Annotated in this window: 17 protein-coding genes; 11 read left to right on the forward strand and 6 right to left on the reverse strand. The window is 42.1% G+C overall.

Annotation, left to right across the window (positions count from 1 at the left end; all coding sequences use genetic code 11):
- Positions 1-761 precede the first annotated feature (761 nt).
- The 5 genes from ACYVRS_RS09015 to ACYVRS_RS09035 all read left to right on the forward strand — a co-directional run bounded on the left by ACYVRS_RS09015 (position 762) and on the right by ACYVRS_RS09035 (position 3,966).
- A complete protein-coding gene (locus ACYVRS_RS09015; RefSeq protein ID WP_313538466.1) occupies positions 762-1,154 on the forward strand; it encodes a hypothetical protein in 393 nt (130 codons plus the stop codon).
- 80 nt (positions 1,155-1,234) lie between these two features.
- Positions 1,235-2,044, forward strand: a complete 810-nt coding sequence (locus ACYVRS_RS09020) for a hypothetical protein (RefSeq protein WP_313538468.1) — start codon at positions 1,235-1,237, stop codon at positions 2,042-2,044.
- Positions 2,045-2,062: 18 nt separating this feature from the next.
- Complete coding sequence (locus ACYVRS_RS09025) at positions 2,063-2,785, forward strand: hypothetical protein (RefSeq protein WP_461198404.1); 723 nt, start codon at positions 2,063-2,065, stop codon at positions 2,783-2,785.
- A 24-nt stretch (positions 2,786-2,809) separates the two neighbouring features.
- The gene (locus ACYVRS_RS09030) at positions 2,810-3,442 is read left to right on the forward strand and encodes an ABC transporter ATP-binding protein (protein ID WP_313538471.1); all 633 of its coding nucleotides are present in this window, start codon (positions 2,810-2,812) and stop codon (positions 3,440-3,442) included.
- Positions 3,430-3,966, forward strand: a complete 537-nt coding sequence (locus tag ACYVRS_RS09035; RefSeq protein WP_313538473.1) for a hypothetical protein — start codon at positions 3,430-3,432, stop codon at positions 3,964-3,966. The genes ACYVRS_RS09030 and ACYVRS_RS09035 overlap by 13 nt, the downstream gene beginning before the upstream one ends.
- An 86-nt stretch (positions 3,967-4,052) precedes the next feature.
- Here ACYVRS_RS09035 and ACYVRS_RS09040 read toward each other — a convergent pair whose 3' ends face one another.
- The 4 genes from ACYVRS_RS09040 to ACYVRS_RS09055 all read right to left on the reverse strand — a co-directional run bounded on the left by ACYVRS_RS09040 (position 4,053) and on the right by ACYVRS_RS09055 (position 7,164).
- Entirely contained in the window at positions 4,053-4,412 is a 360-nt protein-coding gene (locus ACYVRS_RS09040; protein ID WP_313538475.1) for a hypothetical protein, read from the reverse strand.
- Between the two features lie 14 nt (positions 4,413-4,426).
- Complete coding sequence (locus ACYVRS_RS09045; RefSeq protein ID WP_461203181.1) at positions 4,427-5,341, reverse strand: phosphodiester glycosidase family protein; 915 nt, start codon at positions 5,339-5,341, stop codon at positions 4,427-4,429.
- Positions 5,341-6,387 carry a glycosyltransferase gene (locus ACYVRS_RS09050; protein ID WP_461203182.1) on the reverse strand — a complete coding sequence of 349 codons (1,047 nt, stop codon included), beginning with the start codon at positions 6,385-6,387 and terminating at the stop codon, positions 5,341-5,343. The genes ACYVRS_RS09045 and ACYVRS_RS09050 overlap by 1 nt, the downstream gene beginning before the upstream one ends.
- 135 nt (positions 6,388-6,522) lie before the next feature.
- Complete coding sequence (locus ACYVRS_RS09055; RefSeq protein ID WP_313538479.1) at positions 6,523-7,164, reverse strand: copper homeostasis protein CutC; 642 nt, start codon at positions 7,162-7,164, stop codon at positions 6,523-6,525.
- A gap of 89 nt (positions 7,165-7,253) precedes the next feature.
- Here ACYVRS_RS09055 and ACYVRS_RS09060 point away from each other — a divergent pair, with 89 nt between their 5' ends.
- The 5 genes from ACYVRS_RS09060 (at position 7,254) to ACYVRS_RS09080 (ending at position 12,489) form a co-directional block, all read left to right on the forward strand.
- Positions 7,254-8,096: a methyltransferase domain-containing protein gene (locus ACYVRS_RS09060; RefSeq protein ID WP_313538480.1), complete on the forward strand. Its 843-nt coding sequence runs from the start codon at positions 7,254-7,256 to the stop codon at positions 8,094-8,096.
- Positions 8,097-8,390: 294 nt separating this feature from the next.
- Positions 8,391-8,894: a tRNA (uridine(34)/cytosine(34)/5-carboxymethylaminomethyluridine(34)-2'-O)-methyltransferase TrmL gene (trmL, locus tag ACYVRS_RS09065; RefSeq protein ID WP_054116638.1), complete on the forward strand. Its 504-nt coding sequence runs from the start codon at positions 8,391-8,393 to the stop codon at positions 8,892-8,894.
- 16 nt (positions 8,895-8,910) lie between these two features.
- A complete protein-coding gene (locus ACYVRS_RS09070) occupies positions 8,911-9,564 on the forward strand; it encodes a histidine phosphatase family protein (protein ID WP_313538482.1) in 654 nt (217 codons plus the stop codon).
- A gap of 19 nt (positions 9,565-9,583) precedes the next feature.
- Complete coding sequence (gene recD2, locus ACYVRS_RS09075) at positions 9,584-12,157, forward strand: SF1B family DNA helicase RecD2 (RefSeq protein ID WP_461203183.1); 2,574 nt, start codon at positions 9,584-9,586, stop codon at positions 12,155-12,157.
- Positions 12,158-12,261: 104 nt separating this feature from the next.
- Positions 12,262-12,489 carry a cold-shock protein gene (locus tag ACYVRS_RS09080; protein ID WP_461203184.1) on the forward strand — a complete coding sequence of 76 codons (228 nt, stop codon included), beginning with the start codon at positions 12,262-12,264 and terminating at the stop codon, positions 12,487-12,489.
- Positions 12,490-12,563: 74 nt separating this feature from the next.
- Here the strand turns inward: ACYVRS_RS09080 and ACYVRS_RS09085 are convergent, their stop codons facing one another.
- Positions 12,564-13,193, reverse strand: coding sequence for a response regulator (locus tag ACYVRS_RS09085; protein WP_313538487.1), 630 nt, complete (start codon positions 13,191-13,193; stop codon positions 12,564-12,566).
- Positions 13,193-14,269, reverse strand: a complete 1,077-nt coding sequence (locus ACYVRS_RS09090; protein WP_313538489.1) for a sensor histidine kinase — start codon at positions 14,267-14,269, stop codon at positions 13,193-13,195. Before ACYVRS_RS09090 ends, ACYVRS_RS09085 begins: the two co-directional genes overlap by 1 nt.
- A 116-nt stretch (positions 14,270-14,385) precedes the next feature.
- Here ACYVRS_RS09090 and ACYVRS_RS09095 point away from each other — a divergent pair, with 116 nt between their 5' ends.
- Positions 14,386-15,318, forward strand: a complete 933-nt coding sequence (locus ACYVRS_RS09095) for an ABC transporter ATP-binding protein (protein WP_461203185.1) — start codon at positions 14,386-14,388, stop codon at positions 15,316-15,318.
- Position 15,319: the final 1 nt, after the last annotated feature.

Consider the following 15,319-nt stretch of genomic DNA (forward strand, 5'->3'; position numbering starts at 1 on the left):
TGCCAAAACCATGAATAGAGATTGTGTTTGGAAATTTTGTGGATAAAAATATAAATACATAAATATTTGATAGCAATTATTGAAAAACCAAATACATGCAATAAAGTAGATGAATTTTTCTAAAAAATTATATTTATGAAGAGTGTCCTCAAGGTAAGGGCGTATAATATAACCTAAAAATCCATTGAAGAAGATACCTATTATTAGATAAAGTATGGAAAATCTATTATTTTCGGATATGGTCACAAATGATATGAAAGGAGAGGCAATTCTCATCAAAAAATAACAAATATAGTAAGAAACCAACAGTTTAGCTAGTAGTATCATAAAGGCCGGCACGGAATCTGAAAAATAATTGCTGAGTAACAATCCAATCATAAAAATAAAAAGTCCAATTAAGCTGATATGTGTTTCGATAAAGCAACATAAAACTGTAAGAATAAAAATGCATGAAAGTAATTGCTTATTTTTTTTTATTTTAGTGTCTAACATTAAATAGCTGCTTAATATGAAGAAAAAATGCGAATAGATAATTAAATGAAAAAGCATGAAACCACCCTTGGTTTTTTGGTTAAATTATATCATGTTTTTATTGCTTTTAGACAAAAAACATTTAGGTATTCCTAGATGTTTTTTTTTGCGTCTGTTCTTCATTTAGGATAGTTAGTCAGTGAATTAGGATATTTTTGGTTTTCGAGGCTACATTTCTAATATGATTAGGGTATCAAATCGATTTGAAAAAAAATTAATTGGAGGAACTTATGAAAAAGATTACTGGTTTAATTGTATTAGGGTTGGTAATTATAGGTACAGCATCTGAAGTGAACGCTCGTCAAATAGGTGAATTTTCAAGTTTTAAAGTGAATTATTCTGGCTCGGAAAAGTTTACTGGTTATTTAACAAAAGCGACAACAGGTCGCAATGGTGTAGTGAATTTATCAAATGATACTGGGACTGCTTGGATTACTGCAAATATGAAGAATTCTGAAGGTGCTTATCGAGGTGGGACGACTCTTCAAAGAGGTAAACGAGCAGAATTTAAAACATCTAACGCTGTTGCAGGATACAAGTATCGCATGGGTATGAGAAAAACAAATGATACAGGTGGCGGCAGTGTAACTATTAAGGGATCATGGAGTCCTGACTCATATTAATTCGTTTAAGGTCTATACTCGTATTCATTTGAGAATATCCGAGAAGCTGGATAGCTCTCGGATATTTTAGGAGGCGTTTCATGTCAATTCGAAAATTTCGCTATAAAAACAAATACTTAGCAGCAAGTATGATTTTACTGACTGTATCGATGTTGATTTCTTGGTTTTTTGCCAGCAACTTTTTTGAGATTCTGACAATGGATTACACTGCTCCGGATCTTGACCAGTCAATTCCCAAGAGCACTATTCAAAAAAGCTTCCTAGAATCAATTTTAACATGGGAAAATTTTGTCGATTCTTCTATGTATCACATAATTGATTTTTTACCGGTTTTGGTGGTATTGCCCATGTTAGGATTTTTTGATGAATTTCAGTTGTATCATGCCTACGGAAGATCGCGAATACAACATTTTTTCAAATATCAAGTACAAACAATTTCCATTTATTCCGTCATATCAGCCTGCGCACTTTGTTTGGCTTTGACGTGTCTTTACAGTATAGCAGGATTATTCGTGGTTCGATCGATTGATGATATTGGCGGCTATGCTTCCATATTACCTGCCAACTTTTACCAGTCTTCTCCATTTCTCTTCTTTTTATTTATGATCTGGACTATTTATTTCGTCTCTTTTTTTGTCCTCAACTTTTTAGCAGGAACATTCGTCATTTTTTGTCACCGTAAATGGCAAGTCTTAATATTAACGATGTTCATTTGTTTTGGTTCAGGAATTCTATCCAATATCGCAAGCTTTCCAGCACTGAATTATTACGGTACATATTTAGCGTTTAATACGGAATTAACAACGCTTCAAGCGTTTACACCAATTTTCATTTTTATGATGCTGGCGTGTGTCATCTTATTTATTTTAAGACGTCGGGAAGTAAAATAGCGTTATTCGGAGGTCGGTATGAAGGGATATCAAAAAATCTGTTTCCTGTTTTTAACAGCAGTGTTGCTTGCTAGCGTCAGTTATGTCTATGTCAGCAATAACTTGCTTCAGTACAGTATGGCAACAAATAGTCAGCTATATAAAGAATATTTTGTGCATAAACTGTTTATCTTTCCCGATTATACTCGGTTAGATTATATGGAAGGAAAGAATGTTTTTGATTTAATGCCATTTTATTTCTTTCTGCTTTCAGCTATTGTCGTTGGGGCACTTTCCTTTCTGAGCAGAGGAAAGGTATACTTTCAATATTATGCCGCTCGTTTAAAAACAAGTCGAAGATTGTTTAGCAGAATGATGCAGAAAGGAACATATGACCTAGTTGTTTTCTCTCTCAGTTATCACATGGCTATTATCTGTTTGATTGTTTACAATACATTTAATTATCAGGAAGATAGCCAAACCTTTTTATTGCAAATGGTCCTATTATTGATCATCCATACACTTTTCCTGTTGGCACTGTATCGGTTCCTGTTTTTTATTTACTTGATGTTGGATGATGTGAGGTTTGTCCTCATGCTAGTGGGTGTATTGGCTATCATTTTTATGATCAATCTGACATTTCCCAGTCTATCTATTATTTTCATTTGGCATGATTTGCATTGGGTGATAAGTATCATTTTTAGTGGCATCATCTTACTCTTAACACAGTTCATGACAATATTTATGCCTTTTCATTTGTAAACTCAACGAAAGAAGTGATCAACAATGAGAATCAAGCTGAAAAATGTAACGATTAAAATAAAAAGTCAAAGTATATTAGATGATGTGAATATGCTGATTGGCGCAAAAGAGTGTATTGGGTTGATTGGACACAATGGGTCTGGGAAATCTGTTCTTCTGAAAGCAATTTGCGGGTTTATGCCGTTTTCCGGAAGAATCAATGTAATGGGAAAAGATGTCATAGCTGGGAAACAATTTATTATTGACAGTGGCATTATGATCGAACAACCAGACATGATTGGGTATCTAACAGCCCTTGAAAATTTACAGCTTTTGGCTGACTTGATAAAGGAAGTTTCCACGAAACAGTTGGAAGAAGTCCTTGTCCAGGTTGGCTTAGTAGATTGCAAAGGGAAAAAAGTCAAACATTTTTCTTTGGGGATGAAACAAAGACTGAGGATCGCGCAAGCGTTAATGGAAGATCCCGCGATTTTGATTTTGGACGAACCTTTCAACGGGTTGGATAAAAGAGGGGTTGCTGAAATATCAGAATTGTTGCAAGAGTTAAAACAACAAGGGAAGACAATTCTTTTAACAAGCCACGATGAGCGGCAAATTGATGCGCTTTGTGATCGTGTCTATGAAATTGAAGGAGGACACCTATATTGCGTAAGTTGAAATTTGCTTATATAGCCATAGGTTGCTTACTGCTGACAGGGTGTGGCAGTCTGGCCCCTGATGCACAAGAAGAATCGGTCAGTGAAAGTCAACGGCAAGCAGCGATTGAGGAAGAAAATCAGGCAATGGAACATAGGACGGTTTTTGATATTCAAGCGGCTGATTTAGATCGGAAATTAGCAGATTCAAGCCTATTTGTTCTAGTTCCCGACGGTGTAGAAGCTGATGATGGCTTTATTACAGTGGATTATGCGGCTGGAGAAGAGAGCAGAGATCTATACTTTTCTGCCATTATGATTCAAATCAACGAAAGCTATAGAAATTTTGGTGAAAAGAAACAGCTGATCGATGAAGCAATGACGGACCTTTTCAAGGCACTTGGCGTCGAGTTTGATTACTCAGATTTTGAAAAAAAACTTGAAAGTCGGGAAGTCAACATTGATTACGGCGAAGAAATTCATGTTGAAATTACACAAAATACGGATGATATTCGGAATGTCCAGTTGATCATAAAACCCTATTAACTTTCATGTGAGGGAACTGAAATAGTCTACTTCATACAAAGAACCTGCCAATCAATCGGCAGGTTCTTCTCATCTACGCTAAATTTTCAGCTCTTAGATTTTTCCTTCCAACTCAATGTGATCAGACTGGCACAGATAAACCCGCCGCCAAAAAGCAAATACAACCATAGATAAGGTGAATCACTTCCAGCAATCTCCATTACGCCGTTCAATAGACACCATGTGATGAAGCAGGCCAAACCCGAATGATAGAGATTCGATGAAAGCCGCAGTTGCTTGTTGCTGAATAGTCGATCAATCAGCCACCAGAGCAGCCCGGCGTATACCATGATCAGCCAAGCGTATTTCAGCGAAGCGGAGCTGATGCCGTGACTAAAGTGATGATAGACCAATTGGAAGAGAAATAGACTAAGGCAGATACTGCCGTAGGAAATCAATTTTTTCATGTCGGTCACTTCCTTTACTTGAAATAGAGGATGTCGCTGACTGCTCGTTCCTCGCTGTTGTCACTACCACCGACGGTCTGATTGACAACTTTGCCATTGAAGTAAAGGGTCGATGAGCCGCCACCGTCTAGATTATAGGCAGTTGCAGCACCTAGTTCTTCAAATTGTTCTGCCAATTGATACAAGGTCAAGCCTTCGCTGTCAGATGTCCGGCCTTCAGAAACGATGATCACATAGTGGTTCTCGGCAATCTGTCCGATGGCCGTTCGGGGGTTGCTGGTCATAGATTGTGAGACTTCGGCAGAAGTAGAGACCACGATTTGACTGTCTTCGATCAATGCTGGACCGAAGGAAAGGATTTGCTGGGCATTGGTCAAGGACTCAGCGGAAGTCGTGCTTTCATCAACGATGGAGAAATTGCCATCTTGATCAATCACCAATGCTTGGGTATCTCCGTTTGCCGTATCGCGATATAATGTACCGTTGCGCATGACAAAACCAGTACTGCGGAATCCGTAATAATCGCCATTGATAGCCAAAACAGCCTCGTTTTCGGCTGCCATCGCAGAAGTTGTTTCTTTGATATTTCTGCCGTATGTGTTTTCGGCTAAAGCTGTTTGCAAATGACTGCTGTCGGCTGTTTGGATATCAGCGATATAGACGGTCGTCTCATCGACACGTTTTTCGGTCAGCGTGATCGTCAGACCGTCACTGGTATAACTTGTATCGGTGGCAACGATCGATTCGCTGCTGGCCGTCGTCTCTTCAGTGCTATTGCCGGTCGAGGCGGCGGTGCTGTCTGTCACCGTTGCTACTGCTACTTGGCGATCAGGCAAAACAAACGCTTTTAAAAGGATCCAACAGCTGCTTGCTGTCAGCAGGAGTGAAAACAGCCAGGCCCAGCGGTAAGGTTTTTTTAACCAATTCATTATGAGACCCCCTTTACAAAAATATAACGCTGTTGTACTTGGAAACTCAAGAAGAACAAGAGGCCGTCCACGATCAGTTTTGACAAAAAGAGCGAAGGTAAGATCTGCGCTATGCAATTGACCCCGATCCAACTAAAGAAGATGATGGACACAAAAAGACAAGCATAGCGAAAAGCACTGGCTGAGTTATGCGGTTGCCGGAATACATAGCGACGGTTCAATAAGTAGTTGATTACCCCTGAAGTCAAACGGGCCAAAACTGTCGCAATCAACAATGGCAGAGAGGTACGGCCCAAAAGCAAGGTCAATAGCAGGAACAAACTGCTGTCTAAGAGTGCTGAAATAAGGGAAGCACCGATAAAACGCAACAACGGTCCATAAATCAACAAGGAATCATGGATTGGACGGAAATGGGAATGCTGATTGTTGTCCTCATAAATCGTCTGGATAGGGATCGATATCAGCGTAAGTTGCTGCTGTTTTGCAGCTAACAGGACATTCATTTCATAGTCAAATCGTGCGCCATTGATTTCGGTCAAAATGGGCATCAAGGTAGTGGGGAATGCCCGCAAACCTGTTTGGGTATCTTGCAAACGTAAACCTGTAGCCAACCAAAAAAAGCCTGATGTCAATCGATTGCCCCAGTAGCTTTTGGCTGGGGTCGTTTTTTTCTCAAAGGAGCGGACGCCGAGTATCAGGGCGCGGCTTGGCTGATTGGGCAAAGCATGGATCAGACGTTGGATATCTTGCGGGTGATGCTGCCCATCCCCATCGGCGGTCACAATTCCTTCTACTTCAGGAAAGTGTTGCTGGATCATGTGTAACCCATACTTCAGCGCGTAGCCCTTGCCGTGGTTTTGGGGATACGAATTAAAATGAATGCGGGGAGAAAGTTGACGAATGGTGTGAAAAATTTCTTGATAGTGCGCACCACTGCCATCATCGACGATCAATATATCGCAGGTAGTTGCTTGAAGCAACGTGTCAAAAAATGCAATGGTTTTTTTTGACGGCTCGTAGATAGGAATCATTAATAGGACATTCATGTGAAATCACCTCTTGCACATAGGATAGCTGAGGCGGCTTAATGGGAACTTAAAAAGAGTAAAGAAGGATTGAAAATGCTTGGTCAATGAAAAACGACAAAAAAACTGCTTTCTCGAAAGAAAGCAGTAAGAACATCAATCACTTAAATCAACGATTTTGGTCCCGTGAACTTCTTGTACACCTAGTGTATCACTGACATGTTGCGCATTCTCAAATGAAATCCCGCCCCCTGGTAAAATCGTCAGACGTTCTGCTGCATAGTCGATGAATTCTTGCAGACGCGAAAGATTATCTTCAATAGGGGTGCCAGCTGCGCCGCCATGGGTCAAAATGCGTTCGACCCCGTGATCCGCCAGCCAATCGATCGCAGCAAACTGTCGTTCAGCAGGAATTGCATCAAAGGCCATGTGGAAAGTCACTTGTAGGCCTTCTGCTGTGTCTAGCAATAGTTCTAAGGCTTCTTCATCCAACCAGCCGCTGGGAGTCAAACAACCTAGAACAACGCCATCGGTACCGATTTTTTTGGCTTCGATCAAATCGGTATGCATGATTTTCAATTCTGTATCGTTGTAAACAAAATCACCACCCCGCGGACGAATGATCGTCATCACAGGGACACTCTTTTCTCCGGCATAGCTTAAGGCTTCTTCAATGACACCTGTACTAGGGGTGGTGCCGCCGACAGCCAAATTGTCGCATAGTTCGATCCGATTCGCACCTCGGGCGATCGCTAATGGGATATTGGTATAATTTTCTGCACAAAACTCTTTTAACATAAAGACCCTCCATGGATAAAGCTGTTATTCTATACTAGTAGTTTACCATAAGTTTATGGTAAAGTAGAACAGAGATGGAGGAGTGTTTGATGTTAAAAAAAATCGATCGTGGTCGTTTGTTTTTACAAGCCCACCAAGCGCTGTTTGCCTGTCCAATTTGTCAGCAGAGATTTTTTGCCGCCGATAGCGGTTTGGTTTGTGCCAATCGCCATCGCTTTGATTTGTCAAAGAAAGGGACCTTGTTTTTCTTAGACCATGCGGTCAAAACAGAGTATGACCAGTCGATGTTCCTGCCTAGACAACGAATGATCCAAAGCGGGATGTATCAGCCTGTGTTGGCGCTGATCAAAAAGCATTTGAGCCTTGGGGACAGTGTATTGGACGTTGGCTGTGGCGAAGGGAGCTTCTTGAACCAGTTGATCAGCGCACCGACCCAAACCGCGGTTGGTTTCGATATAGCCAAAGAAGGCATCAATCTAGCCACCAATCAAGCTGTACCGGCGTTTTGGTGTGTGGCGGATCTGACCAATCTACCTTTTGCAGCTGCCAGCTTTGATACGGTATTGAATATTTTTTCCCCTTCGAATTATGAGGAATTTAATCGTATTCTTAAAAAAGGCGGTCAATTAATCAAAGTTGTTCCGGCTGAAAATTACTTGAAAGAATTGCGAATGGCCTTTTTTCCTGATGATTTGGCGAAGCAGAAGTATTCCAATCAACGGGTGGTAGATAAATTTCTAGCGCATTATCCAACCGCCACACGGCAGCGGGCAACCCACGTCTTTGCAATCCCAGAAGCCTTGCAGCAAGATTTGTTGGCGATGTCCCCTTTGGAGTGGGCTGCAACCGAAGCTGCGAAAGAAGCGTTGCGGAAAAAACCGCTGACAAAAATCACAGTGGATGTTGACATATTAATTGCGAAAATTTACTGAAAATATTTTGAACTTTTTTGTTATATACCCTTGCATTCATGCCATGGGAGTGATATATTGTTCTCAAGTCATTTTTCATTGGTTTTTATCAGGTTCCTGTTCTGATAAAAGTTAGTGAAAAGAGCTTCACTAACGTAACGACTCGCAGTGATCGACACCGAGTTGGTACGTTTTTTTTATGCCCAAAATGTCCTTTATGTGAGAAGAATCGCTAAAAACAATTTGACCAAAATATGATACTATAGATACAATAACAATCAATTGGTGAATACCGAGTGAAAAGGAGAATATTTCATGAATCACATCGTTCTTTTTGAACCACAAATTCCAGCGAACACGGGAAATATCGCCCGCACTTGCGCAGCGACAAATACACAGTTGCATTTGATCGAGCCTTTAGGCTTTTCTACGGATGATAAACACTTAAAACGGGCAGGATTGGACTACTGGCAAGATGTTGCCATCACGTACCACAAAGATTTGCCTGCCTTTATGGCATTCTTAGGAGAACGCCCATTGTACTTGATTTCTAAATTTGCCAATCGCGTCTATTCTGAAGTCGACTATACGGCAGATGATGACCAATTTTTCATTTTTGGCAAAGAAACCACTGGTTTGCCAGAAACCTTTATGCGGGAACATGCCCAACAGTGTTTGCGTATCCCAATGAACGATACCCATGTTCGGTCATTGAACTTGTCAAACACAGCTGCGTTGATTATCTATGAAGTACTGCGTCAACAAGGATTTCCGGAATTAGAATTGACGCACCATTATGAAAACGACAAAATCGATTAAAAGCGAGGACGGATGGATGCAACTTTATTTTACACGACATGGCAAAACGGAATGGAACCAAGCAAGACGCTTTCAAGGGATGATGGGGGATTCGCCGTTATTGCCGCAAAGCTATCAAGAAATCGACTTGCTGGGCAACCATATTGCGGAGATTCCTTTTGAAAAAATATATGCCAGCACTTCGTTGCGGGCAATGAAAACAGCCCAGGGCATCCAAGCGCGATTGTCACAGCCTGTGGAGATCATCTATACAGATGATTTAAGGGAATTGGGCTTAGGCGACTTAGAAGGGCAATCCATCGATGAGATGCACGCCAAATATCCAGAAGCATTGGATCGCTTACGCAACCACTTGGATCAATATGACCCGAGTGTCTTTCATGGCGAACCAATCGAAGCGGCTTTGGCCCGGATCGAAAAAGTAGTCGTCAACGCTGTAAAAAAACATCAAGGGCCTTTATTATTTGTGGGTCATGGTGCCTCACTGACTGCTGCGATCCAGTGGCTGGCAGGAAAAAACCTTGCTCAGTTAAGAGAACAGGGCGGATTGGTCAATAACAGTTTGAGTATTTTAGACACAGGTCAAGATGCAAACTTGCCATACCAGCTGACACAATGGAATGATGCCAGCTTCTTAGCCGATCAAGCTGGATTAGACGCCTTATTATAATATAGGAAGGAGCGGCACCATGATTCCAGAAAGATTGTTTTTTGTCGGCCATGTTGCCGCCATCTTTTTTCAAAACCCAAGCAATTTTTATAAAGTCATGTTGGTCAAAGTCACGGAAAACAATGCGGATTACAAGGATAGCGAAATCGTTGTGACCGGTAGTTTTGGCGAGATCCAAGAAGAAGAGAAATACCGATTTTTTGGTGAGTTGGTCAACCATCCTAAGTATGGCGTGCAGTTGAAGGCAGAGAGTTACCAACAGGAACAGCCGACTTCAGCACAGGGCTTGATCAACTATCTATCCAGCGAGAAATTCCCAGGGATCGGCAAGAAAACAGCTGAAAAAATCGTGGACCTTCTAGGAGAAGATGCCATTGATCGGATGCTGGAAGACCCCACATTGCTGGGGCAGATCCATGGCTTGAACGACAGCAAGCAAAAGATGATCATTGATACGATCCGTCAAAATCACGGTATGGATCAGGTGATCGTTGGGTTGAACCGTTATGGCTTCGGCAGTCAATTGTCCTTTGCCATCTACCAAGCCTATCGCAATGAAGCGCTGTCTATCATTGAAGAAAACCCCTACCGCTTGGTTGAAGATATTGAAGGTATCGGCTTCAAGCGGGCGGATGGGATTGCGGAACAACTTGGCATCGAGGCGATTGCGCCTCAGCGTTTTAGAGCGGCGATCTTGCATCAGATCTTTGCCCATGCCTTGCAAAGCGGCGATACATATAGTGATGCCCAAGATTTATTGGAACAAACGCTGCGTTTGCTGGAAACGAGCCGACCAGTGGAAATTCCGCCGGAAGCATTGACGAATGTGATCATTGAATTGGTAGAAGAAGGCAAGATCCAGCAGGAAGAAACCAAGCTGTATGAAAATAGTTTGTATTTTGCAGAATGGGGTATCGCCAGTTCAATCGATCGTCTGCTAGCACGAAAAAAAGAAATCAAATATCCTGAAAAGACCATCAGTAAAACGATTCGCAAGATTGAAAAGCAGTTGGGCATCACCTATGGCGCCTCCCAAGAAGCAGCGATCAAAGAAGCCATCCGTTCACCGTTGTTTATTTTGACAGGTGGGCCAGGAACAGGTAAAACGACGGTTATCAATGGAATCGTTCAACTATTTGCTGCTTTGAACGATCTTGATTTGACCCCATCCAAATACAGTGAAGACACCTTTCCGATTTTACTGGCAGCACCCACTGGTCGCGCAGCCAAGCGAATGAATGAAACCACGGGTCTGCCTAGCGGCACGATCCACCGTTTACTTGGATTGAATGGCCGGGAGAAGGCCCCTAGTGTCAGCGCCAAAGAGTTGGAAGGCGGTTTGTTGATCGTAGATGAAATGTCGATGGTCGATACCTGGTTGGCCAATACGCTATTCAAATCGATCCCCACCAATATGCAAGTGATATTCGTTGGCGATAAAGATCAGCTGCCTTCGGTCGGACCTGGTCAAGTCTTACATGATCTGCTCGCAATCGAGGCGATTCCGCAACAAGAATTGACAGAAATCTATCGCCAAGGGGATGGATCAAGTATTATTCCATTGGCCCATGCGATCAAAAATGGTCAATTACCAGCTGATTTCACCAAGAATCAAAAAGACCGATCATTTTTTGCCTGCGATGCTTATAAAATCGAACCTTTGATTGCCCAAATCGTCAAAAGAGCCAAAGATAAAGGATTCACACCACAAGATATCCAAGTCTTAGCGCCGATGTATCGAGGAGCGGCGGGGATCGATGCCTTGAATAAGATGATGCAGGAGATTTTTAATCCAAATGACGGGTCGAAAAAAGAAGTCGCCTTCAATGATACAGTCTATCGAATCGGCGACAAAGTCTTGCAATTGGTCAACGCGCCAGAAGACAATGTTTTCAATGGCGATATGGGCCAGATCGTCGGCATTACCTTAGCCAAGCAGTCTGAGGACAAAATCGATGAATTGACGATTCGTTTTGATGCCAATGAAGTGACGTATAAGCGCAATGAATGGAACAAGATCACGTTATCCTATTGTTGTTCGATCCATAAATCTCAAGGTAGTGAATTTCAAATGGTGATCATGCCAATGGTTCATCAATATCAACGCATGCTGCAGCGGAATCTGCTTTATACAGCAGTCACCCGCAGTAAAGATATGTTGATTTTGCTTGGCGAACCGCAGGCGTATCAGACTTGTGTGGTCAATGAGTCTGCGATCCGCTTGACCACATTGAAAGAACGAATCAATGGCACTGATCAAATGACCACCCTGCAACGGCAAAAACTAGCCCAGTATGAAGAAAGCGATGATCCTTTCAATGATCCGCAAACAGCCAAAGAGCCATTACAGACCGTTGAAAAATCAGTCGTGAAAGAAACCAGTGATTCGGGTGAGGTGGGCAGCCAAACAATTGATTTGTTCTCAGACGAATTGAAGAAAGAACAGTCGGCGTTTGCTGAATCAGCATCGCGTACCCCTGATGATATAGTGGAAGAAACATTAGCTTCAGGGCCACTGACAATTGCGATGATCACCAACCAAACAGTGGATCCGATGATTGGTATGGGAAAAACAACGCCTTATGATTTTTAAGAAAAAGTTGTGGGGAAAATAAAGAATAGACAAGAGAAGTGAGCGCTTTCTTTTGGTTTTTGGCGAAGATATGCTAAGCTAAAATCAAAAGGAGGCGTTGTTTTATGGCCAAAGAAACGGAAGACAAATTAGCAAAATTAGCAAAAGAGTCAAGCAATGATTTCAAAAAGCTAGATGAAATGGAAAAAGAGTACAAACTTGACGAAAGTCCAGATGCAGCGGGTATATCTGAAGGCGAATCTAAGTTGGAAAAGACGTTAGATAAAGCACCAATCATTCCACCGAACACGCCAAACAATCCAATCAATCCTGGGAATCCAGGCAATCCGTAAGCTTTTTGAAGAAATGATCAACAGGGATAAAGACAAAGAGCATTGACTTTCGGGTCAATGCTCTTTGTGTTGTCCTAGGTTTTTCGGAGATGTTGGTAGTAATAAATCGCCAATTGTGTACGGTCACGTAGGGCCAATTTTTCTAATAGTTGACTGATATAGTTTCGGACTGTGCCATCACTTAGGAAAAGTGTTTCAGCTATTTCTTTGTTGTTTTTGCCAGTGGCGACTTCTTTGATGATCTGCAGTTCACGTTCGGTCAAAGATTGTGAGAAGGTCATTTCAGGCGCAGGTGCCATCATTTGCGTAAACGTATCTACGATTTCGGTACCAAAGACGACTTGTCCATTATGCGCAGCTTTGACTGAAGGGATGATCGCATCGAGATTTTGCTTGATCAAATAGCCTTTGACCCCAATGGCGATGGCTTCTCGAATATAGTCTTGGTCATTAAATGTTGTCAGCAGCAAAATGACTGCTGACGGAAACTGCGCCAATATTTCTTTTGCAGCCATCAAGCCTGTTTGTTGGCCCATGCGAATATCTGTCAATAGCACATCGGGTCTATGTGTTTGATACAGTAATTTTGCTTCTTCTGCAGAGTGGCCGACATGCAGGACTGAGATTTCTTCTGTACTTTCTAAAATCGTTTTTAAGGAAGCTGTGACGAAAGGATCGTCATCGATAATAATTACTTTGATCATCAGGTTGTCTCCCTTGGTATGGTGATCGTCAATTGAAAATGGCTATCGGTCTGCATGATATGGACCTGTCCATTGAGTGACCGAACCCGTTGCTGGATCGTCTGCAAGCCAATGCCTGGCTTTGATGGGTCTGATGTATGGACGCCATCATTGCGAATCTGCAACCGATAAAATGCGGGCAATGTTTTGAAATAAAAGCTTAACACTGTTGCTTGACTATGCTTGATCGTATTCGTTAAAGCCTCCTTCATCACCATCAGCAGACAATTTATTTGTCTGTCTGATAAGTCTTCAAATACCTTGCCTTGAATATCAACTGTGAAAAGTGCATCGATCGTCAGTAGGTGTTGGACTGCTTCGGCAAAAGAAAGCGAATCTGCATGCAAGTCATGGACACTCAGCCGGATATGATCCATGCCTGTATCCACTGTCCTTTTCAGCTGTTCCAATGGTTCTTGCAAAGCGGGTTCTTGATTGATCGCTTGAAGGGCGCCGATTTGCAAGAGTGCCCGTGACAACAAATGACCGACATTGTCATGGATATCTCTGGCGATTCGATTACGTTCCTCAGCAATCTGCAAGGCCAATTGAGTTTCATGAGATTCGAGCAGTTGCTTATTTTGAGCGGCTAATTGCTGCTGCTTTTCCCAATGGCTGTCTTTTGAGGCGAGGTAGTCCTGAGATACAGCTGTCATTGCTTGGTCTTTCTGACGCAAGTAAAAGCTAAAAAGCATAAGCACCATAAGGGCGATCTGAATGGCCCCTCGTTGTTGAAAGAAGAGCATACCTGTCAAGCACAATAAGGTTGCTCCTTCGATGGCTAGCGCACGCAAGGGCAATGTCCGCAAGAAGCAAGGGAGATAAAAAGTGAGTGCTGGCCACAAGTAACAAATAACGATGATTGCCATAATCATGATCCAACTGGCTGATTTTGGCAACAAAAAACTGATCCCCATCAAAAAAATCGCTGCTAAAAGATAGCTGATTTGCTGAGCAGCGAATCCTTGTCCAATCATCAAGGACAAAGAAATCAATAGAAATAGGCTGGATTCTATCAGTGTACGGCTTTTGTCCATGAAAGTCTCCTTTTTATGACATTTGTCATGGCTAGTTTGGTCAAAGGTCACTAGTATGTGACAGCTATCTTTATTATAGTCAGAACATAGAGAAATTTGAAAGGGGTTTTTTGAAGATGATGATCGAAATCAATCAATTGGTGAAACGTTATGACACGTTGGTTGCATTGAACCATGTCGATCTGCAAGTGGCGGAAGGAGAGATCCTGGGATTGCTAGGGCCAAATGGGAGCGGCAAAACAACGGCCATTCACTGTATGCTTTCTGTATTGCGATTTGATAAAGGATCGATTCAGTTATTTGGGCAGCAAATGACAGCCGATAATTATGCTGTCAAAGCGAGAATCGGTATCGTGCCGCAAGAAATAGCAGTCTTTGAAGAGTTGACAGTCTATGAAAACATTGATTACTTCTGTGGCTTATATGTGCCGGATAAGAAAAAAAGGCAATCGTTGATTTCAGAAGTTGTGGCGTTGGTTGGGTTAGAAACGTTTACGTCGTTTTATCCTCATGCGTTGAGCGGGGGCTTAAAACGCCGGTTGAATATTGCATGCGGTATTGCCCATAAGCCTGATTTGATTTTCTTAGATGAACCGACTGTTGCTGTCGATCCGCAAAGTAGAAATAAGATTCTTGAAAGCATCAAGGCCTTGAATCAATCAGGTGCGACGATTGTGTACACGACCCATTACATGGAAGAAGTGGAATTGTTGTGTGACCGCATCGTGATCATGGATCAAGGACAAGTGATCGCCAAAGGGACCAAAGATGAGTTGAAGGATATGGTCCGTACCTCAGATCGGTTAACGATCGATATCCCATTTTTACCAGAAGAGGTGCGCAAAAAAATCAAGGCACAGCTTTCTTTTGAAGACATGCGCTACGTAGATGGGGTGTTATCTGTAACCTCTACGCATTTGAAAGATGATCTATTGCCGATATTAACGATTTTGCAAGAAGCAAACCTCACCTACGGGAAAATTAGCACCAAAGAAGCCACATTGAATGATGTTTTTCTAGAGATCACTGGCAAAGCGTTGCGGGATTAGG

Source organism: Enterococcus salsurae (assembly GCF_054784955.1).

What these genes read in the sequence shown, in the direction of transcription:
- ACYVRS_RS09015 (WP_313538466.1), top strand. Translation starts at nt 762, where the DNA reads ATGAAAAAGATTACTGGTTTAATTGTATTAGGGTTGGTAATTATAGGT.
- ACYVRS_RS09020 (WP_313538468.1), top strand. Translation starts at nt 1,235, where the DNA reads ATGTCAATTCGAAAATTTCGCTATAAAAACAAATACTTAGCAGCAAGT.
- ACYVRS_RS09025 (WP_461198404.1), top strand. Translation starts at nt 2,063, where the DNA reads ATGAAGGGATATCAAAAAATCTGTTTCCTGTTTTTAACAGCAGTGTTG.
- ACYVRS_RS09030 (WP_313538471.1), top strand. Translation starts at nt 2,810, where the DNA reads ATGAGAATCAAGCTGAAAAATGTAACGATTAAAATAAAAAGTCAAAGT.
- ACYVRS_RS09040 (WP_313538475.1), bottom strand. Translation starts at nt 4,412, where the DNA reads ATGAAAAAATTGATTTCCTACGGCAGTATCTGCCTTAGTCTATTTCTC.
- ACYVRS_RS09045 (WP_461203181.1), bottom strand. Translation starts at nt 5,341, where the DNA reads ATGAATTGGTTAAAAAAACCTTACCGCTGGGCCTGGCTGTTTTCACTC.
- ACYVRS_RS09050 (WP_461203182.1), bottom strand. Translation starts at nt 6,387, where the DNA reads ATGAATGTCCTATTAATGATTCCTATCTACGAGCCGTCAAAAAAAACC.
- ACYVRS_RS09055 (WP_313538479.1), bottom strand. Translation starts at nt 7,164, where the DNA reads ATGTTAAAAGAGTTTTGTGCAGAAAATTATACCAATATCCCATTAGCG.
- ACYVRS_RS09060 (WP_313538480.1), top strand. Translation starts at nt 7,254, where the DNA reads ATGTTAAAAAAAATCGATCGTGGTCGTTTGTTTTTACAAGCCCACCAA.
- trmL (WP_054116638.1), top strand. Translation starts at nt 8,391, where the DNA reads ATGAATCACATCGTTCTTTTTGAACCACAAATTCCAGCGAACACGGGA.
- ACYVRS_RS09070 (WP_313538482.1), top strand. Translation starts at nt 8,911, where the DNA reads ATGCAACTTTATTTTACACGACATGGCAAAACGGAATGGAACCAAGCA.
- recD2 (WP_461203183.1), top strand. Translation starts at nt 9,584, where the DNA reads ATGATTCCAGAAAGATTGTTTTTTGTCGGCCATGTTGCCGCCATCTTT.
- ACYVRS_RS09080 (WP_461203184.1), top strand. Translation starts at nt 12,262, where the DNA reads ATGGCCAAAGAAACGGAAGACAAATTAGCAAAATTAGCAAAAGAGTCA.
- ACYVRS_RS09085 (WP_313538487.1), bottom strand. Translation starts at nt 13,193, where the DNA reads ATGATCAAAGTAATTATTATCGATGACGATCCTTTCGTCACAGCTTCC.
- ACYVRS_RS09090 (WP_313538489.1), bottom strand. Translation starts at nt 14,269, where the DNA reads ATGGACAAAAGCCGTACACTGATAGAATCCAGCCTATTTCTATTGATT.
- ACYVRS_RS09095 (WP_461203185.1), top strand. Translation starts at nt 14,386, where the DNA reads ATGATGATCGAAATCAATCAATTGGTGAAACGTTATGACACGTTGGTT.